This window comes from Imperialibacter sp. (assembly GCF_040222815.1).
Classification (GTDB): domain Bacteria; phylum Bacteroidota; class Bacteroidia; order Cytophagales; family Cyclobacteriaceae; genus Imperialibacter.
This window is the reverse complement of the sequence record NZ_JAVKCH010000022.1, coordinates 322,009-341,489: the sequence shown is the minus strand read 5'-3', so window position 1 is coordinate 341,489 and position 19,481 is coordinate 322,009. Positions and strand designations below refer to the sequence as shown.

The following is a 19,481-nucleotide window of genomic DNA, read 5'->3' as shown; positions in this document are numbered from 1 at the left end:
TTCCAAGCCCGGTATCAGTTGATGCCGGTGGCTTGAAAGAACCGCAATTTTGGGTTTTTGACTTATTAGATCTTAGCCACCTTCAGCCTTAAACTGTTGGCCACCACGGATACTGAACTAAAGGCCATGGCTGCGCCTGCAATCATTGGATCCAAAAGGAATCCATTGATAGGATACAGAACTCCGGCAGCCAACGGAATGCCTATCAGGTTGTAGATAAAGGCCCAGAACAAGTTCTGACGTATGCCCATAACCGTCTTTTTCGACAGCATCAGCGCTTTGGGAATCACGTTAAGGTCGCTGGTGATTAGCGTCATCTTGGCTACGTCCATGGCGATATCGGAACCTTTGCCCATAGCGATGCTGACATCGGCCTGAGCCAGCGCATGCGAGTCGTTGATGCCGTCTCCTACCATTGCGACCACTTTTCCTTCAGCCTGCAGGGCCTTGACAAACTCCGCTTTTTCGGAAGGCAATACTTCAGCTTTAAAATGCTTCAGCCCCACCTGCTTGGCCACAGCTGCCGCTGTCTCCTTGTTGTCACCAGTCAACATATATACTTCAATGCCCCGCCCTTGCAGCGTCTGGATCGCTTCCTTAGAAGTTGCCTTGATCTTATCGGCAATAGCCAATACAGCGATCACCTTCTTGCTGTCTGTGAAATAAACCACCGTGTTAGCCTTGCTTTGCCATTTAGATGCTTCAGCAGAAAGGCTATCATCTATGACGATGTTCTTCTCCAGCACTAATTTCCGGTTGCCCACGTAGTAGGCCTCTTCTGCACTCACGGCTGTTACACCACGGCCGGTCAAACTTTCAAATCCTGTTATGGCTGATGCCGCTACCTGCTCTTCCTTTAGCTGATTGACAACTGCCTCTGCCAGCGGGTGCTCACTTTGGGATTCCATGCTAAGCAATATCCCTTTGTGGTTATCCAGGTTTTTATCGCTCAGCCATATCGCCTCGGTCACAGCTGGTTTGCCTTCTGTAATCGTACCGGTTTTGTCAAGAATGATGGCGTTTACCTTATGCCCCAACTCCAGGCTCTCTGCATCTTTGATGAGGATATTGTTCTCAGCACCTTTGCCAACGCCCACCATAATGGCTGTAGGGGTGGCCAGCCCAAGCGCACAGGGGCACGCAATAACCAGCACAGTAATCGACGCAAGAAGTGCCATGGTAAAAGCATTGTCGCCACCAAAAATCATCCAGACAATAAAGGTGAGGATGGAAATACCCAGTACTACTGGCACAAATATGCCGGCAATTTTATCCACCAGCTTTTGTACCGGCGCTTTGCTTCCCTGCGCTTCCTGCACCATTTTGATGATGCTGGCAAGTACGGTTTGGCCACCCACTTTTTGCGCCACCATGCGGAAGCTGCCTTTTTGATTGACCGTGCCCGCAAAAACTTTGGCACCGGCAGTTTTTTCTACTGCAACAGACTCACCAGTGATCATACTTTCATCCACATACGACTTGCCTTCGGCCACTTCGCCATCAACAGGGATTTTCTCCCCGGGTCTTACAATTAAAATATAGCCTTCTTGCACCGACGAGATGGGAATTTCTACTTCCTCACCACCTACAATGGCCTTTACCGTTTTGGGCTGAAGGCCCATCAGCTTTTTGATAGCAGAAGAGGTATTCGACTTTGCCTTTTCTTCCAAAAGCTTGCCCAGCGAAATGAAGGTGATAATAACTACTGCCGCTTCGAAGTAGACGTGTGCATGGATCCCTCTGCTGTGCCAGAACTCTGGAAATACTGTATTAAACACACTAAATATGAAAGCAATACCGGTGCTGAGAGCCACCAGTGTGTCCATATTGGCTTTGCCATGCTTGGCCTGCTTCCAGGCTACTACAAAGAAATTCTTGCCAAAGTAAAACAGGATGATAGCGGAAAGAGCCATGGAAATCCACTTGCCAGCTTCCCAGTCCATAAAAAACATGCCGATCACCACCACCGGCAGCGTAAGTATCGCTGACCAGGTCAACCTCTTTTTGATTGCCTGATAATGCTCCAGCTGCTGTTGTGCCTGCACCTCCGAGGGGTCTTCCACATCCACAATGAGGTCGTATCCAATCGACTGCACTGACTGCCGCAAATCTTCCACTGATGCGACAGTGTTGTCGAATTGCGCCCAGGCAGTTTGGGTAGCAAAGTTAACGCCTGCCCCCACTACTCCTTTGGTATTGGCCAGCATCGACTCCACGCTTACTGCGCACGCAGCACAGGTCATCCCCGTAACGGGGAAACTTTCTTTTGTGAGTTTGCCAGATAAACTATCTGCCTTCACTTTGTTTGCTTCTAATGTTGTCATTCTATTTTGAGTTTTTTCTATACAAAGGTATGTTCAGCGTCAACAATCAGTTTTACATCATTTTGGGAATGCATTACATAGTTTCCATAGCTTCCCTTGCCTTGAGTTTGACTGACCGCAGTGGTTTATAAGCTGATGTATTTAAACCCGTTGTCTTCTTAAATTGAAAAGAAAGATGATGCGCACTGCTGAACCCGGTTTTAAAAGCTATTTCCGACAAACTAAGGCCAGTATAAACAAGCAACTCTTTTACCTTTTCAATTCTTAGGGCGATGGCATATCTCTCTATTGTGTTTCCTTCATGGGTCACAAAGAACTCACTTAAAGAATCATAGTTTTTTCCAAGTTGGCCCGACAAATAAGATGAAAGTTTTGCGGTTCTGGCTCCATCTCCATTCTTACTGAGCCACTCCTCGATAGACTGTTTTATTTGAGAAAGCAATTGCTCGTTTCTATCCGTTATCAGTGCAAACCCCAGCAGGCTCAGCAGCTGTTTAATGCTGCCCTTTTCTGTGCTATCGACTGGTTTTGTGAAAATCACCTTCCCAAGGGCAACATGCTCAACTGGATAGCTGTGAGATTGTAGCAGCTCTTTGATGGTGAATATGCACCTGTTGCACACCATCCCTTTGATATTGATCTCGGTAAACTGTTCCATGCTATTTTGCTTTGTACAAAGTTGGGCACAATAGCTACAGAAGGCGTTACATAATCACCAGATTTGGTTATATGATTATATGATATTGTCGAGCGGAGTTCTAATATCAGTTTGTCGGGATTCTTTGAATTCGGTTGGCGTGAGCCCTGTTATTTTCTTAAACTGCGAGGAAAGGTGCGCTACGCTGCTATAGCCAAGCTTGTAGGCAATTTCTTTGACCGAGAGCTCGTCGTAAAACAGGAACTCCTTTACTTTTTCCACCTTTTGCCTGATGATATATTGCTCCAGCGTGATGCCAGATACCGAAGAGAAGAGGCTGCTAAGGTAGTTGTAGTCATAGTGAAGTTTTTCCGCCAGGTAGTGCGACCAGTTGATGTTGACTTCAAAATTATCGTGGTGATGTATGGCATCAATCACTGCGGATTTGATTTGCTCAAGTAGCTGACTCTTGCGGTCGTCGATACGTTCAAAGCCATGCTTGAGTAGTAAACTGTCCAGCGCAGAGAGCTGACTTGTGGAAACGTTGTCATTTACCAGCCTTACCTCACCAAGGTTCACGGATGCAACAGGAAGCTTTGCCTCCTGAAAAATTTGCTCCACCACCATAATACAGCGGTTGCAAACCATATTTTTTATGTGAATCGCCCTTTGGTCTTTCATAAGTTGATTGGCTGGGTCAGGTCTGCAAAAGCACACAAAACCTGGCAATTGTTCTTGATAAAGCTACCTATTCTTTTGTATTGTCTAATAAACACCCTGGGAAAAGAAGAGTTCGGTGATCAGGAAAAATTGGAGCAGTGTAAAAAATAAATAAACCTGGACCTCCAACCATCAATTGATGTCAGTCGTCTTATGCTGCATGAAAAACTCAAAATTTACTTCAAGTCTGTTACTGGTAGTGGCGGCCTTGACACTACAATCATGCTATGAATATGAGCCTGCACCATCACCGGTGACGCTCCGTGCCGAAAAGTTGACCTATTCCTTTGGCTCTAGCAAAAGCTACCGAACCCTGACGTATGATGCGGGCGGGAGGCTAACGACCATCGTTTCGGGGTTAACTAACCCAGAAGACGGAACCTTTGAGTTTACGCATAAGCTTTCCTATAGCCGCAATTTGCTAAGGTCAGCGAAGTCAGATGACCAAACCGTCATTTCATATGAATATTCCTACAGCTCCTCCGACATTCTTACTGAAACCAATGCCTACATGGGTAACGATCTTTACGAATCTCACAAGTATTCGTACGATGGACTGGGCCGATTAACAAAAGACATTACGTGGACGAGGAATGCTACAACAGGCACACTTCAGAAGAACTATCAAATTGAATACAAATACGACAGTCACGACAACCTCATTGAGGAGCGGCGTGCTGGCTACAATGGCTCAGCCTTTGTTCCCGCATCCACTATTGCTTATATAAATTTCGATACAAAGAAAAACTCCGAGCACTTCTTCATGAGCAGCCTTCATCATCCATTTGTGATATTTTTTCAGAATAATCCTCAAACACAAAAATTAACCAATGCCAACGGTACTTCTGCCGAACAAAAATTCACCTATGAGTATAATGACATGGGATTGGCGATTAAAAAAATTATTGCAGGTAGAGATGCAAGTTTTGAATACAAATTTGAGCTGATGAATTGAGGTTCAGATGGCTTTTTGTTCGGAACGGAAGGGGCAAAAAACAAAAAGCTGATCAACGTCGATCAGCTTTTTGTTCAGGCACCTCATATTTCATGCGTGCTTAGTCTTTGGTAACCCTTACCGCTCCAATACCCGCCTCCCACAATCGCTTGTTAAAGGCAGGAGCATCGGTATTTATCAATTCATCGGCCCTACTCTTCAGCTGATCCCATTCTGTCATCAGCACTTTGAGTTGGTCTCTGTTGGGTTGATTAACCCTCGGTATATCGCTCTCGGTGGCATTGATCAGAAAGAGAAAATTAGCAGTGAACTTGTTCGGGAAGTTCTCCACATCGTCGTATGCCTTCGATTTGCGCTGCACCATGTCTTCATCCCAAGCCTTCATTCTGGCAACCAGGGCCTCGCCATCCTTCTTAAGTGCGGTGAAAGTATCGCCCTCCGGCAAATCCTTTAGCACACCTTCGATCTGATTTCTGACGTCAAGCACCGTATTGACTTTCTTGTGCATCTCATTCAAACTGCTTTCCATTCCTTTCATGAATGTGTCGTATTCAGCATAGGTCGCAGGCGTAGTTTCATAGAGTGGGTTAGGAAGAATTTTACATTCGCTTTTCGCCTCCTTGCCTGGGTATTTCAGTGTCAGACTATAGGTGCCCGGCGAAGCCTTATGGCCTCTGTAACCTCCTTCCACATAGGCGCTTGGTGCGCCTACCATTGTTGCATAACGCATATCCCACACAAATCTGTTGATCCCCTTAGACTTTGAAATGGTAGGCTCTGGAGAAGGGCCACCGGGGTATGACTGAAACTTTGGATCCTTTTCGGAGCTAAGCGTACGCACCAGGTTTCCCTGAACATCTCTTATTTCAAGCGTCACGGCCACCGAATCGGCCAGCTTTGGCAGTTCGTAGTAGATAATGACGCCATTAGCAGGATTCACACCTTCCAGCAAGTTAGTACCATCAAATTCAGCCGATGTTCGGTTCAAAGGGCTTCCCCAATTGCCAATCACGGCATCATCCGGCCTGTAGAGTTTCAAAGAGTTGGTAAGGCCGCCATACTGGCCCAGTACGCCAAGATCATCCAATATCCAGAAAGATCGTCCAGACGTAGCCACCACAAGGTCGCCTTCCTTCACTCTCAGATCCATAATTGGCGTGATCGGGAGATTGAGCTGAAAAGGCTGCCACGAAGCGCCGTCACTCCATGAAATAAAGAGTCCCTTTTCAGTACCAGCGTACAGCAAACCTTTTTTAGCTTCATCTTCCCGAACTACCCTGGTAAACGAACCATAAGGAATTCCCTTGCTTATATTCGTCCAGGTTTTACCGTAGTCCGTCGTTTTGTAGATAGCCGGTGTATAGTCGTTGAACTTATACCGGGTCGTGGCAATGTAAGCTGTAGCCTTATCGTGCGGAGATACTTCAATAGCATTGATCAGACATTCCGCCAACCCCTTTGGTGTCACATTTGTCCAGCTGCCACCATTGTCTCTGGTCACATGCACAAATCCATCGTTGCTACCCGTCCAGATCACGCCTTTTTCGTGCGGAGATTCGATCACATAACTAAGTGCTCCGTAGTTCTCTGCACCTACTGCTTCAACGGTATACGGCCCGCCGCCTTTGCCTTGCTTTTCATCGATATTCCTCGTCAAGTCAGGTGACACCTCTTCCCAGGTCACTCCTTTGTCTCTTGTTCTCAGCAAATACTGCGCACCATGATAAAACGTGCCCGGTTCGTGCTTTGACCAAATGATCGGCGCATTCCAGTCGTACAAGTACTTCATGTCACGGGCTGCCATACTCAAATACTGAATAGGTGCGGCCATCACGCCTGTTCCAGCTTTGGATTTCATGTCCAGGATCTCAATGGTGCCGAGGTAGCTGCCACCCATTACGTAGCGTGGGTCGTCTGGGTCAAAGGCCAGGAAGGCACTTTCCCCACCAGCTGACCTTGTCCAATCTCTTTCGCCTATGCTGTAGGAACCCAGCGACATGCTGGCGATTTTCACCGAACTGTTATCTTGCTGTCCTGCGTAAATATTGTAAGGAAACTCGTTGTCAACGTTGATGCGGTAAAACTGTGCCGTTGGCATATTGTCCAGTGTCGTCCAACTTTCTGCCCGGTTGAATGTAATGGCAGCTCCTCCATCGTCTGCCAACACCATGTTTTTTGAATTGGTTGGATTGATCCATAAATCATGGTGGTCTCCGTGCGATGAAGAAAGTGTTTCCCAGGTTTTACCACCATCAATGGAGCGCAGAGCGGGAGCACTCAACACATATACTGTATTTTCGTCCTGCGGATCGGTGAACACTTCGATGTAATACCATGCTCTTTGTATCAGCCGGTGGTCACCACTTACCTTGTTCCAATTTTTGCCTGCATCGTCAGAAACAAACAAACCTCCCAAATCCTTGTCGGAATCGCTTTCCATTAGCAAAAATACCTTGTCGGGATTAGCCCGGCTCACGGAAATCGCCATCTTACCCATTTCCTTTGGCAAGCCTTTGTGGATTTTTTCCCAGGTCGCACCACCGTCGTTGGATTTGTAGACTCCACTACCCGGGCCTCCGCTTACCACCTGCCACGGCATCCGCTGGTGGTGCCACATGGTGGCGTACAGCACCTGTGGGTTGCTCATATCCATGGAAAGCTCGGAGCAACCGGTGAGGTCGTTTACATACAATACCTTTGCCCAGGTAACACCGCCATCCGTGGTCTTGTAAATTCCTCTGTCCTGAGTTGGGCCATGCAAAGCACCCTGAGCGGCCACGTAAACGATATCAGGATTCTTAGGATGAATGACAACCCTGGCAATGTGCTGCGTTTTTTCCAGCCCTATTTTCTTCCAGGTCTTGCCTGCGTCCGTCGACTTATACATGCCGTCACCGTAAGACGTCATCACCCCTCTTGGCGCATGCTCACCCATCCCAACATAAACAACATTGGGGTCACTTTCCGAAACTGCTACGGCACCGACTGAGCCCATTTCGAAAAAGCCATCAGATATATTTTTCCAGTAGGCACCAGCATCTTCGGTTTTCCAAACTCCTCCACCAGTGGTACCCATATAATAGGTGAGCGGGTCGCCAACTACGCCACTGGCGGTTACTGAACGACCTCCACGGAAAGGGCCAATATTTCGGAATTTTAAGCTTTGAAAGACGCTGTCAAGGTTTTGTCCGTACGACATAGATGCCGAAACTAACAGCAGCACGAGTAGCCTGAGATGCTTCATTTTTAGATTGATTGTTGTTAAGCGCTCAATATAGCAACAATTCGTCATGTTGGATAAGTCTATTTTATGAACCGCATGAAGGGATAAAACTGATTTTTGTCAGTTTTTTTTCAGCAATATTCTACCCTAAAAACCAGCACCTGTAATTTCTGCAATTAGCTGAAAATGAATCTGGTAAATCTCTAAAACCCGGTACTACAATTGGCTATCCAAAGCAGCGCCCTGCTCCAATGTGACATTTGTTACTGAAGGCGCTCCTAGCCGCCGGTAGTTTTGTCCCTGTGTGAAACGGCCAAGTGTTAAGAAACCCGTCGATGTGGGTGCGGTAATCATTTGGCTCTTCACGAACATAAAAAACATCATTTAAAACAGGGAGCATATGGAATTAATTGGATTTTCGGCCTCAGTCATCATGGGACTATCGCTGGGGCTTATTGGCGGGGGAGGCTCCATTCTAACAGTGCCGATCCTTGTTTATCTCTTTGGTGTGGATCCGGTGGCTTCAACAGCCTACTCGCTCTTCGTCGTGGGACTAACAAGTTTGGTAGGATCAGTCAGTCACTTCAAAAAAGGTAATGTGGATTTAAAAACCGCATTCATCTTTGGGCTGCCGGCCATCATTTCTGTTTACAGCGTACGCAAGTTTCTGGTACCGGCCATTCCGGATACCATCATGACGATTGGGTCAGTTACCGTGACAAAATCACTATTTGTGATGGTGTTATTCGCAACCCTCATGCTGTTGGCATCCATCTCAATGATCAGAAAGCCAAAGAAGAAGGAAGAGGGACAATCTGATACGCATTATAACTACCTCATCATTCTTGCCGAAGGGCTATTGGTGGGAGGTATAACGGGACTCGTAGGAGCCGGAGGCGGCTTCCTGATCATTCCGGCGCTGGTTTTGATGGCTGGTTTGCCGATGAAAAAAGCAGTCGGGACATCGCTCCTCATTATAGCCATGAAGTCGCTGATCGGGTTTACTGGCGACTTAAGCGGAGCACTCATTATCGACTACAGGTTTATGCTGATCTTCTCCGCCTTTGCCATCGTGGGAATATTTGCTGGCAGTTATCTCACCAAGTTTATCCCTAATGAAAAGCTCAAGCCGGTATTCGGATACTTCGTGTTGGTCATGGGCTTTTACATCCTCGGAAAGGAACTTCTCTTCTAATTCGAGACGCACCCAAACCAGCCAGTCAGGTAGCCGGAAGGTTGCCCCATAGAACAGCAATATCGTCAGGGTTCAGGAAGCTTTTCCTTGCCCGCACATTTCTAAAACTATCATCTAAAGCATATTCTATCAATGAGTCTATTTGAAACCATTCTTCAACCATGGCCATGGTATATAGCGGGCGCCTTAATTGGCCTTACCGTGCCAACGCTTTTACTGCTTGGCAACAAGCACTTTGGCGTGTCTTCTTCTCTTCGTCACATTTGCGCAGCCTGTGCTCCTGCCAGCATCCCCTTTTTTCAATACAATTGGAAAAAAGAAAGCTGGAACCTCTTTTTTGTTGGCGGTGTGCTGCTCGGTGGTTTAGTGGCGTCGGTCTGGCTTAGTAACCCTCAACCGATACAAGTAGCCCCAGCCACCATTGCCGATCTCCAGGCCCTCAACATCACCGTCGACAACAATTTGATGCCAGCCTCCATTTTCACCATCGATAACCTACTGACAATCAAAGGACTCTTCTTCTTTGTCATCGGCGGGTTCATGGTAGGCTTCGGCACACGCTATGGCGGCGGCTGCACATCCGGACATGCCATCATGGGCCTTTCTAACCTGCAATGGCCCTCGTTGGTAGCCACTTGCTGTTTCATGGTTGGTGGCTTTGCAATGGTTCACCTCGTCTTTCCATGGCTCTTTCAACTTATTGCTTAAACTCTCATTCCCACAAAACTCATGAAAAACTCAACTCAGGTCGCAGACACTCAAACCGTAACCATAGAGCATCCCATTGAATGCGAAGCACCCAATGACCAAATCTCAGAAGACAACCACTTTACGTCCAATATCAAGTACCTTATTGTCGGTCTGGCATTTGGCATCGTCTTCGTAAAGGCCGAAATCATCTCCTGGTATAGAATTCAGGAAATGTTCCGGTTGCACTCATTTCACATGTACGGCGTGATAGGAACGGCTGTAGTCGTAGGTATTCTCTCTGTTTGGGCTATAAAAAAATTCAAGATCAATACCCTACAGGGGGAAAAAGTAGTTTTTCACGACAAGAAATTTCACTGGGGCAACGTGATCGGTGCGTTGATATTTGGTCTTGGTTGGGCCATTACCGGTGCCTGCCCTGGTCCGCTTTACGCCCAAATAGGCAGCGGTTTTTCTGTAGTGACAGTTACTCTTATTAGCGCAATAGCCGGCACATGGGTATATGGGCTGCTGCGTGACAAACTACCTCACTAATGGGAAATTACACTCCATGAACCAGCCATCATTTAACCCAAAACAAATAATCAGTTTACTGAATTTACTGATTGTCGCCGTGCTTTTGTTGCTGGTGGCATCAGGTGGCCTCATTGCCTCCCTGATGATCAAGCCAGGCAAGTTAGCGGCAGTAGCAGGCACTGCCACCACGCCTAACAAGACTATCCAACCCGTTAGCCCCAGGGCAAGCACTCTTTGGGAGGCACCGCTTGAAAGTAGCCTTCCGGCAGGAAGCCAGGGGGAGATGATTCGCTATGGCAAAGAGCTGATTGCTCATACTTCTCTTTACCTGGGCCTGAAAGGAACAGTGGCACAAATCAGCAACGGTTTGAACTGTCAAAACTGTCATCTTCAGGCGGGCACCAAGCCCTTTGGCAATAACTATGGCGGTGTAGCCAGCACCTACCCTCAAGTGAGGGCCCGATCCGGTAAGGAAACAAGTATTGCCAGCAGGGTCAACGGTTGCTTTGAGCGAAGTCTTAACGGATCGCCACTGAAAGAGGATAGCAAAGAGATGCAGGCCATTGTTGCCTATATCAAGTGGCTGGGACAGGATGTGGAAAAAGGCAAAAAGCCCGAGGGTGCGGGTTTGGTGACACTTGCGTACCTCGATGAGCCCGCCAATCCAGCCGCTGGCAAGCTCCTGTATGAGCAAAAATGCGTCGTTTGTCATATGCAAAATGGTGCAGGGCTCGCCAATGGAGATGGCACGGAATACGTTTACCCTCCACTTTGGGGCGATCACAGCTACAACCAGGGAGCCGGACTGTATCGACTTTCAAAATTTGCCGGCTATATAAAAGCCAATATGCCGCTGGGCGTTACCTACGATAACCCACAACTCTCCGATGAGGAGGCCTGGCACATTGCTGCCTATGTGAACAGCCTGCCCCGCCCTGGCAAAGACCTTAGCAAAGACTGGCCCGACATATCTAAAAAGCCCATCGACCATCCCTTTGGGCCATACGCCGACGGCTTTGAAGAGGAGCAGCATAAATATGGCCCATTTAAACCTATTGAAGAAAAAAGACGAGCTCAGGCGGTCTCAAACTAGCAATCATGTATCGTATATTTTTACTTACCACATTTTTCCTTACAACGCTATGGCCATCGTCAGCCCGTGCCCGGCAGGCCGATCCGGCCTGGCTTTCAAGAGAGCTCAGTTTTGAGAAAAAGGAAGCAGCAGATACTCTTAACACAAAGCTCCACTCCTATGGAACCTTTGAAGGGCGCCTAAGAAGCTTTTCGATGGCCACTGTCAACCACGAAGACTTCCCGGACTACTATGCCCTGGGTGTCGGCGCTGGTTTGGGCTACTATTCGCCGATTATTAAAAATTTCCAGGTAGCCGTGAGTGGCTTCTTTACCTACAACCTGGCATCCAGCGGTTTGAGTAATCAGCCCCCATTCAACAACCGTTACGAGGTAGGCTTATTTGATGTGTTAAACCCCGACAATCGGAGTGACCTTGGCAGGGTGGAGAACCTGTACCTGCGATACGTTCTGTCGGCAAAAAGCAAGTCTTACATTCAGGTTGGCAAGTTTGGATTAAAAACGCCGATGATCAACCCTCAGGATGGAAGAATGATGCCCAACCTTCAGGAGGGTGTTTGGGCTGATATAAACGAGTGGAAGAAGGTTAAGCTAAAGGGTGGATGGCTGTGGCGCACCTCACCCCGCAGCACCGTACAGTGGCTCAGTATCGATGAGTCGATAGGTGTTTACCCAGTGGGTAGGGCTGTTAACGGCGCTAAGGCTGAGTATGCCGGACGCCTCAGCTTGCCTGGAATAGCCATCGCAGGCATCACCTACCTGCCCGTTAAAACTTTCCAGGTCAATGCCTGGAACTATACGATTCCAAAGCTATTCACGACCAGCTTGCTTAACGGAGAATGGGCAAAGGAGACAAATGCTTCGAAATGGTCTCTTGGAGGACAGTACCTTTTCCAGCAGTCTCTTTACCAGGGCGATCTGCCCATCGAACAACAGTACGTCAGTGAGGGTGAGCAGGCACATGCCTTCGGATTAAAAATAGGTTGGGCCAACCTTTCAACCAAAACGGGATGGAGCTTAAACTATACCCGAATTGCGGCTACAGGGCGCTTTCTGTTCCCCAGAGAATGGGGCATTGAACCCTTTTTTACATTTATGAACCGGGAGAGGATGGAAGGCGCTGGAGACGTTCACGCCGTGACGGTCAAAAACACGCTGTTTTTGGATGAGAACAAGCGGATCTCCCTTCAAAGTATGGGGGGAGTTTTCAGCATGCCTGCATTAGACTCTCCAGCTTTGAATAAGTACAATATGCCCAGCTTTTATCAATTAAACGTGAGAGCCAAATACAATTTCGGTAGATCTCTTCATGGCTTGCAAGCCGACCTTATGTATGTCTACAAAGGTGCGCTTGAAAAAAATCTACCAGAAACACCCGCCAATTTTCACAACAAAGTAGACATGCACCACATCTCGCTGGTGTTTGACTACAATTTCTAAACGGAACAAAAAACAGAAAAAAGGCCCTTTGTGACAAGAATCACTGAGAAAGACACTCTTCAATCCGACCTTTACAATAAATCAAAACCAAATAAACATGTATTTCCAGCACGTATACGACAAATCACTCGCCCAGGCCAGCTATTTTATTGGATGCCAGAAAGAAGGTGTAGCAATTGTTATTGACCCCAAGAGGGATGTCGACACTTATCTTGAGATTGCCCGGCAAAACAAAATGAAGATAACCCACATAGCGGAAACACATATACATGCCGACTTCCTTTCGGGATCAAGAGAGTTAGCCGCTCTTACAGGTGCCGAAATGTATCTTTCTGACGAAGGAGGACAAGGCTGGCAGTATGAGTTTCCCCATGTCGGACTAATAGATGGTTCAATCTTCAACGTCGGAAACCTCAAATTCGAAGTTTTTCACACTCCGGGACATACGCCGGAAAGTATTAGCTTTTTATTGACTGACATGCCTGCCAGTGACAAGCCCGTAATGATGTTCACCGGCGACTTTGTTTTTGTTGGAGATGTAGGAAGGCCTGATCTGCTCGAAGAAGCTGCCGGGATCAAAGGAACCAAGGAGGTTGGTGCGAAGCAGATGTTTAAATCTATTGAGCGCTTCCGTCAACTTGCCGAATACATTCAGGTGTGGCCGGGTCATGGCGCAGGTTCTGCATGTGGCAAAGCCCTCGGTGCTGTGCCGAGTACCACGGTAGGCTACGAAAAAGTGAGAAACTGGGCGCTTCAGCATGAAAATGACGAAACTGGCTTTGTGAAATACCTGCTGGAAGATCAGCCGGAGCCTCCCAAGTACTTTGCGATGATGAAAAAGCTGAACAAGGTCGACAGAAAGCTGATGACTGAGGTGCCAGCATTGAAAAAGTTGTCTAAAGAAGACTTCAAGGCAGCCATGGACAAAGGCATTAAGGTAATTGATACCCGAATGAAAACTGATTTTGCCAAGGGGTTCGTCCCAGGAACTATCAATATTCAAGGCAACAATGCCTTTGCCACGTGGATGGGCTGGTTCCTTTCCTATGACGAGCCATTTATTCTGATAGCGGAAGAGGCTACCCACGATGATCTTACCCGTAAACTAATGCGCATAGGTCTCGATAATATTTATGGGTACGTTTCTGGTGTTGAAGTTTGGGAAGAGCTAGGCAACAAACTTGAAAAGGCCAGTGTGATCTCACTCGATGAGTTCAAAGACATCCTGAAAACAAACCACACCCAGGTAGTGGATTTGCGTGGAGCTGCTGAATATAAAACAGGGCATATTAAAGGGACAGACAATGTGTTCATCGGAACCCTTGAGAAGAACCTTGACAAGATCAAAAAAGACCAGCAGGTAATTATCCACTGCCAGTCAGGCGACCGGTCTTCGATTGGTTACTCAATCCTGGCCAAAAATGGCTTCAAAAATGTGAAGAACTATTCAGGTGGCATGGGCGAATGGGCAAATGCCGGTGAGCCTGTTGTAACGGACAATTAAACAACAATAACTCAAATTTGTAGCTGCTTCGCAAAGGATGATTCATCATCCCTGGCGAAGCAGCTTTTTTGGATCAAGCAATATTTCTGGGGATTGTTTTTTTTGCAAGAGTATCTTGTCATTACATAAAGAAGCAAAAGGTTTAAGCCTGCCCGACGGAGCCCGCTTGACTAAAGTTCGAACAAACTGGTAACCCTTTGAAACAAAAAAAGCCCGCCGTCGCTGAAAAGCTATGGCGGGCGGAGTTTCGGCCAAATATTTAGTTCAAATGAGTCGCTTATTCAAAAACGCCCTCCCTGATCCAGTCTTGAGGTACTTCTCGAAAGCGAAAGCTTTGTGCTGCTCTGTGAAAGCAATATATGTTAGAAGGGTAACCGGCAATCGTGACTTCGTTGCTGGCACATAGCCAGCATTGTGTCTAGACAACCGTTCGTCCACGTTTGCTGTACATCCGGTGTACAAATTCCCATCCGAACACCTGAGAATGTAAACGTACTGCATGATGAGTGATTTTTGAAAAACCATGGGGTCGGGCCTGCCCGACGAAGCCCGGCAGAAAGGTCGTCAATTTCTCGTAAACCTTAAAACAAAAAAAAGCCCGCCGTCGCTGAAAAGCTATGGCGGGCGGAGTCGGGATACCAGGATTCGAACCTGGGACCCTCTGGTCCCAAACCAGATGCGCTACCGGACTGCGCTACATCCCGTACTTCAATCAATCAGGTTCCGTGTGCCCTGATTCTCAAACGAGGCTGCAAAGATGCGGAATCTTCTATTTCCACACAATACTTTTTTCACTTTAATTCATCAATCATTATAACATCCTCAACCTGATTGACTTAATCTCCAGGCTACTTCCAGAAAAACCATTAACGCTGACACTTAGTTCGTCACTTCCCGGGTTTACTTTCAGGTTGCCGGCAAATACCAATGGCCATTTTCTTTCATATACCTCCCCCCGGTCTTCACGATCGGGGCTTTCGAGTTGCGGAGCCGAAAGGCTTGCGGAAACTTCCTTTTGAACCACCTCGCTTCCAAGCGAAATACGAACATTAAATGGGGCCGCTGTTTCACATACCATTTCCACATACACCGCATAGGTGGCTGTGTCCACCGCCAGCAAGTCCCAGCTAGCTTTTGACTCATTGCTCACGCCGGTGAACCAGTCGTTGGCCCAACCAATGCCTCCCTTAAATGCTATCGCTTCTTTAGCAAACACGTCTGGAGCAGGCAGCTCTATTTCCGGCACCCGGGCATGACCTATTTGGATGGGTTCTGGCGTTGTTCCGTTTTTGGTTACTTCGCCAAACCATTTTCGATAGTCGGCCTGCATACTTGCCGCCAGCTCTGGTAGCGAATCGATAATGTTCTGCTTTTGGAACGGGTCGGCCAGCAGGTCATAAAGAGCCGTTTCATTAGGCTTCATTGTCAGCAAGTACTGATCGCTCCGAACAGCCGACGGAATAGTATCCACTTCACGAATCACCTGGTGTGTGTAAAACTTTCGATTGGGCCAGCCAGGTGCCGATTCAGTCATTGGAAGCAAACTCTTTCCATGAATATTCAGGCTATCGGGCAGCACAATCCCTGTCAGCTCAGCCAGCGTCGGTAGGATATCAATATGCGCCGCCATCTTTTCAATCTTCGCCCCCTTGTCCCAGCCAAGTCGGGGGTAGCGGATCAAAAAAGGTACTCTCACCCCACCCTCGTCGACATGGGCTTTAATACCTTTAAAGCCGCCATTGTAACGCACGCCGTTGGGGCCGTTGTCTGTCATGAAAATGACGATGGTTTCTTCCTCTTTCTGAATGGCATTCAAATGATCAAGCAAACGCCCCATAATGTCATCAATGTTCTCGACCATTCCATAGACGGCTGCATCCTTGTTGCTCAATCCCATCGCCGCATACTTATCAAAATATTCATCAGGCACCTGAAAAGGTCCATGAGGGGTGTTGAGTGTTAGCATGCACAAGAAAGGGCCGTCGTTGGCCATAAACTCCATGGCTTTGTCAGCCAGCACGTTGGCCATGTATCCCTGCGTCTTTACCTCCTCAAAATTGTGCGTGAGTGTAGCGTCGAAGTAGTTATTAAAGTGGCCTTCTTTGAAGCCAAAAAACTCCTGAAAACCCTGCCCAACAGGATCATGTGGGTACTGCTTGCCATTGTGCCACTTCCCAAACAGCCCTGTACGGTAACCGGCAGCTTTCATTACCTCAGCCATTGTCACTTCTCCCTCACGCATCACTTCCATTCGGTGCGTCACCCACGAGGTGCCAGTGGCCAGGTGGTAGCGCCCGGTGAGGATACTCGCCCTGGTGGGTGCACAAACTGGAGAAACGTAGAACCTTGTAAACTCCGTAGCATGTTGTGCCAGCCAATCAAGGTGTGGAGTACTCACACTATCATTTCCATGAAAAGCCAGGTCGCCCCAACCCTGGTCGTCGGTAAGCACAAGGAGAATATTAGGCCGCTTCAGTTCTGGCTCTTCACAACCTGAAAGGCATCCGATAGAAAACACGGCAATAAAAGACAATAGTAGATTTCTCATGAGCTAAAATTAAAAAAACCGGAAGAGGTTCTTCCGGTCATAACTGTTATTGTTTTCGCAGATCAAAACTTCAAAGTGTCGGGCAAATATTTTGAAGCAAGGTCTTCGTAATAGGGCCTCAACTCCTTCACGTTGGGTGGAGTGGCCGCCTTTGAGTACAAGTCGTACGGATTGAATTTATTCACCCATTCAAACAGCTTATGGTCATCCTTGTTCATCAGGTGCTCGTAGGCATTCTCCCGATGCTGTGAATAGAAACTATGGTAACGCAACATGGCTAACCCCTCTTGCGGAAGGTAGTCTTTCATAATTTGGTAGATGTATTCATCGTGCCCCCAGGAAAGGTGAACATTATCTAAACCACAATTTGGTTCGTAAACGCCGTATTTAGTATTGAAACGCTCGTCGTAGGTATCGGCATTGTCTTTGAAAAACTCAGGATACACAATCTTGTCTGAGTGCCTGCAACCAACTGGAAAAGTATCACCCACCACGCACCACTGAGGCTCACCAAAAAGGCAAAGCACCTTACCCAAATCGTGAAGGAAACCCGTCAGCACAAACCAGTCCGGGTGACCGTCCGCACGAATGGCTTCAGAAGTTTGAAGGAGGTGTTGCGTTTGGTCCAGATCAGTATCGGGGTCGGAATCGTCGACCAGGGTATTTAGAAATTCCACCGCATCCCAGAGCTTCATTTCTCTTTTATCAAACTTGAGAAACTCCTTTTCCTTTGCCATCACAAAATCATAGGTTTGATTGATATGATTGACACGGTAAAATTCCCTTACAGTGTCTCTGGCAGGATCATCATAGTTTCTGAATTCGTCCTTTGCTTTGGCAGGCTTTCCTTCTTCGGGATATCTTTCTAAAAGATCTTCTTCCCAAAGCTCTTCCATCTGATGAGGTGTAACGTCCTTCATAGGTGCTTAAATTTTTTACTAAGATAATAATTGAAACTGAGATTCTAAACCAATTCACTGCCCCAGCCAAATGTAAATAGCCACTGTGAGCACTACCAAAAGGAGGCCGAGATGCCTGGCGTACTTCCATGGATGCATTTGTATCGACTCAATATCGGCAGGTTTAAATGTATTGGTATTGGGGTAAAAGTAGGACACGCCGAACATTACCACCATGTTCAAAACAAATTCTATACCCCACAGATGCACAAAGTGAATGTCGACCTTGAAGATGAAACTGGTAAGGATGTAAAAAGCCAGACCGATAAATAGCGCTGCCTTGGCCGCCACAGCGGATATTTTGGGTATAAAAAGGCCAGCGATAAGTATCGAAGCGATAGGAATGAAGAAGATGCCGTTGAGCTGCTGCAGAAGTTGGTACAGGCCATCGGGAGCACCGGCCACCATCGGAGCCGCTGCGATAGCGCACACCGCCAGAATAATGGAAGTCAACTTCCCTATCCAAACCAGCTGCTTCTCGGAAGCGTCCTTGTTTAAATGCCTTTTGTAGATACCAAGGCTAAAGATGGTAGCGGTACTGTTGAGCACACTGTTGAAAGTGCTTAACACAGCCCCCAGCACCACTGCAGCGAAGAAGCCAGTGAGACCAACCGGCAACACTTTTTTAATGAGTTCAGGATAGATCAAGTCCTGGTTATCGTAAAGTGAGTCGCCGAAATAGTAAAAGCCGATCACACCTGGAAGCACAATAATGAGCGGCACAAACAGCTTTAATACTCCGGTATACAGCAACCCCTTTTGAGCTTCAGCAAGATTTTTGGCACCAAAAGCCCTTTGAATAATTGTTTGGTTCATGCTCCAGAAATACAACTGATTGATCATGAGTCCTGTAAAAAGCACCTCAAACGGCAACACAGAGTCCTTTGCTCCGATCACATTGAATTTTTCAGGGGCTGCCTTGTACACTTTGCTAAGCCCCTCAATCACATTACCACCGCCAATATCCCACAATGCAAATCCAAGCACCAACAAGCCTCCAGCAAACAACCCAATACCATTGATCGTGTCGGAAAAAGCCACAGCCTTTAATCCGCCAAAAATAGCATAAATAGAGCCTATCACCCCTATAATGATGACCGTCAGCCAAAGCCCCTGTCCCTGAGTGACACCTAGCGTCTCTGATACGTTAAAGATACTTTCCAGGTTGATGGCACCAGTATAGAGCACTATGGGCAGCAGCGTAACGACAAACGACACGATCAGAAAAAGAGCTACCAGCGTTCTTGTGATTCGATCAAAACGATACTCAAGGTACTGTGGGATAGTCGTCAGCCCCATTTTGAGAAACGTCGGAATGAAATAGAGAGCGCCAATGACCAATGCTACCGCCGAGGTCACCTCCCAGGCTATGATGATGAAGCCATTTTTGTAAGCCGAGCCATTCATCCCTATCAGGTGCTCAGTAGAAATATTGGTAAGCAGCATGGAACCGGCAATGACTACGCCAGTGAGGCTACGACCACCCAGAAAGTAGCCGTCCTGTGTGTCCAGCTTGTCTTTACGGAGCTTGTACCACGAAAAGAGGGCAACGAAACCGGTAAAAGCCAGAAATGATAAAACGGTGAGTAGCATGTAAGTAGGGGTGTGTTACGGAGGAGTTATGTCACAGAAATTGATCTAGTCAACTCGGATCGCCAAA

The 19,481-nt window shown here is 47.3% G+C and carries 15 protein-coding genes and 1 tRNA gene; 7 read left to right on the top strand and 9 right to left on the bottom strand.

The window, feature by feature from the left end:
- Window positions 1-65 precede the first annotated feature (65 nt).
- The 3 genes from RIF36_RS11250 to RIF36_RS11240 form a co-directional block, all read right to left on the bottom strand.
- Window positions 66-2,324, bottom strand: coding sequence for a heavy metal translocating P-type ATPase (locus RIF36_RS11250; protein ID WP_350090991.1), 2,259 nt, complete (start codon window positions 2,322-2,324; stop codon window positions 66-68).
- A 73-nt stretch (window positions 2,325-2,397) separates the two neighbouring features.
- On the bottom strand, window positions 2,398-2,982 hold the full coding sequence (locus tag RIF36_RS11245; protein ID WP_350128528.1) for a helix-turn-helix domain-containing protein: 585 nt from the start codon (window positions 2,980-2,982) through the stop codon (window positions 2,398-2,400).
- A 75-nt stretch (window positions 2,983-3,057) separates the two neighbouring features.
- Window positions 3,058-3,642 (bottom strand): AraC family transcriptional regulator, encoded by a 585-nt coding sequence (locus tag RIF36_RS11240; protein WP_350128531.1) that lies wholly within the window; start codon window positions 3,640-3,642, stop codon window positions 3,058-3,060.
- A 199-nt stretch (window positions 3,643-3,841) separates the two neighbouring features.
- Between RIF36_RS11240 and RIF36_RS11235 the strand changes: the two genes are divergently transcribed.
- On the top strand, window positions 3,842-4,636 hold the full coding sequence (locus tag RIF36_RS11235; RefSeq protein ID WP_350128534.1) for a hypothetical protein: 795 nt from the start codon (window positions 3,842-3,844) through the stop codon (window positions 4,634-4,636).
- 100 nt (window positions 4,637-4,736) lie between these two features.
- Here the strand turns inward: RIF36_RS11235 and RIF36_RS11230 are convergent, their stop codons facing one another.
- Entirely contained in the window at window positions 4,737-7,880 is a 3,144-nt protein-coding gene (locus RIF36_RS11230) for a VPS10 domain-containing protein (RefSeq protein ID WP_350128537.1), read from the bottom strand.
- A 379-nt stretch (window positions 7,881-8,259) separates the two neighbouring features.
- Here RIF36_RS11230 and RIF36_RS11225 point away from each other — a divergent pair, with 379 nt between their 5' ends.
- The 6 genes from RIF36_RS11225 (at window position 8,260) to RIF36_RS11200 (ending at window position 14,314) form a co-directional block, all read left to right on the top strand.
- Window positions 8,260-9,054, top strand: a complete 795-nt coding sequence (locus RIF36_RS11225) for a sulfite exporter TauE/SafE family protein (protein ID WP_350128540.1) — start codon at window positions 8,260-8,262, stop codon at window positions 9,052-9,054.
- A gap of 132 nt (window positions 9,055-9,186) precedes the next feature.
- On the top strand, window positions 9,187-9,762 hold the full coding sequence (locus RIF36_RS11220) for a YeeE/YedE family protein (RefSeq protein ID WP_350128543.1): 576 nt from the start codon (window positions 9,187-9,189) through the stop codon (window positions 9,760-9,762).
- A gap of 21 nt (window positions 9,763-9,783) precedes the next feature.
- Entirely contained in the window at window positions 9,784-10,296 is a 513-nt protein-coding gene (locus RIF36_RS11215) for a DUF6691 family protein (protein ID WP_350128546.1), read from the top strand.
- 16 nt (window positions 10,297-10,312) lie between these two features.
- The gene (locus tag RIF36_RS11210; RefSeq protein WP_350128549.1) at window positions 10,313-11,371 is read left to right on the top strand and encodes a c-type cytochrome; all 1,059 of its coding nucleotides are present in this window, start codon (window positions 10,313-10,315) and stop codon (window positions 11,369-11,371) included.
- Window positions 11,372-11,376: 5 nt separating this feature from the next.
- A complete protein-coding gene (locus tag RIF36_RS11205) occupies window positions 11,377-12,810 on the top strand; it encodes an OprD family outer membrane porin (protein ID WP_350128552.1) in 1,434 nt (477 codons plus the stop codon).
- Between the two features lie 97 nt (window positions 12,811-12,907).
- Window positions 12,908-14,314, top strand: coding sequence for an MBL fold metallo-hydrolase (locus tag RIF36_RS11200; RefSeq protein WP_350128555.1), 1,407 nt, complete (start codon window positions 12,908-12,910; stop codon window positions 14,312-14,314).
- Window positions 14,315-14,578: 264 nt separating this feature from the next.
- Here RIF36_RS11200 and RIF36_RS11195 read toward each other — a convergent pair whose 3' ends face one another.
- From RIF36_RS11195 to RIF36_RS11175, 5 genes are all read right to left on the bottom strand, one after another.
- Window positions 14,579-14,815, bottom strand: a complete 237-nt coding sequence (locus RIF36_RS11195; protein WP_350149349.1) for a GIY-YIG nuclease family protein — start codon at window positions 14,813-14,815, stop codon at window positions 14,579-14,581.
- Window positions 14,816-14,944: 129 nt separating this feature from the next.
- Window positions 14,945-15,018: transfer RNA gene (locus tag RIF36_RS11190), tRNA-Pro, on the bottom strand.
- Window positions 15,019-15,125: 107 nt separating this feature from the next.
- Complete coding sequence (locus RIF36_RS11185) at window positions 15,126-16,862, bottom strand: arylsulfatase (RefSeq protein ID WP_350128558.1); 1,737 nt, start codon at window positions 16,860-16,862, stop codon at window positions 15,126-15,128.
- A 62-nt stretch (window positions 16,863-16,924) separates the two neighbouring features.
- Window positions 16,925-17,782, bottom strand: a complete 858-nt coding sequence (locus tag RIF36_RS11180) for an inositol oxygenase family protein (protein ID WP_350128561.1) — start codon at window positions 17,780-17,782, stop codon at window positions 16,925-16,927.
- A gap of 54 nt (window positions 17,783-17,836) precedes the next feature.
- Entirely contained in the window at window positions 17,837-19,414 is a 1,578-nt protein-coding gene (locus RIF36_RS11175) for a solute:sodium symporter family transporter (protein WP_350128564.1), read from the bottom strand.
- Window positions 19,415-19,481 lie beyond the last annotated feature (67 nt).

Coding starts and splice junctions, on each gene's coding strand:
- RIF36_RS11185 (WP_350128558.1), bottom strand. CDS start 16,862: ATGAGAAATCTACTATTGTCTTTTATTGCCGTGTTTTCTATCGGATGC.
- RIF36_RS11245 (WP_350128528.1), bottom strand. CDS start 2,982: ATGGAACAGTTTACCGAGATCAATATCAAAGGGATGGTGTGCAACAGG.
- RIF36_RS11200 (WP_350128555.1), top strand. CDS start 12,908: ATGTATTTCCAGCACGTATACGACAAATCACTCGCCCAGGCCAGCTAT.
- RIF36_RS11210 (WP_350128549.1), top strand. CDS start 10,313: ATGAACCAGCCATCATTTAACCCAAAACAAATAATCAGTTTACTGAAT.
- RIF36_RS11195 (WP_350149349.1), bottom strand. CDS start 14,815: ATGCAGTACGTTTACATTCTCAGGTGTTCGGATGGGAATTTGTACACC.
- RIF36_RS11250 (WP_350090991.1), bottom strand. CDS start 2,324: ATGACAACATTAGAAGCAAACAAAGTGAAGGCAGATAGTTTATCTGGC.
- RIF36_RS11175 (WP_350128564.1), bottom strand. CDS start 19,414: ATGCTACTCACCGTTTTATCATTTCTGGCTTTTACCGGTTTCGTTGCC.
- RIF36_RS11220 (WP_350128543.1), top strand. CDS start 9,187: ATGAGTCTATTTGAAACCATTCTTCAACCATGGCCATGGTATATAGCG.
- RIF36_RS11235 (WP_350128534.1), top strand. CDS start 3,842: ATGAAAAACTCAAAATTTACTTCAAGTCTGTTACTGGTAGTGGCGGCC.
- RIF36_RS11225 (WP_350128540.1), top strand. CDS start 8,260: ATGGAATTAATTGGATTTTCGGCCTCAGTCATCATGGGACTATCGCTG.
- RIF36_RS11180 (WP_350128561.1), bottom strand. CDS start 17,782: ATGAAGGACGTTACACCTCATCAGATGGAAGAGCTTTGGGAAGAAGAT.
- RIF36_RS11205 (WP_350128552.1), top strand. CDS start 11,377: ATGTATCGTATATTTTTACTTACCACATTTTTCCTTACAACGCTATGG.
- RIF36_RS11215 (WP_350128546.1), top strand. CDS start 9,784: ATGAAAAACTCAACTCAGGTCGCAGACACTCAAACCGTAACCATAGAG.
- RIF36_RS11240 (WP_350128531.1), bottom strand. CDS start 3,642: ATGAAAGACCAAAGGGCGATTCACATAAAAAATATGGTTTGCAACCGC.
- RIF36_RS11230 (WP_350128537.1), bottom strand. CDS start 7,880: ATGAAGCATCTCAGGCTACTCGTGCTGCTGTTAGTTTCGGCATCTATG.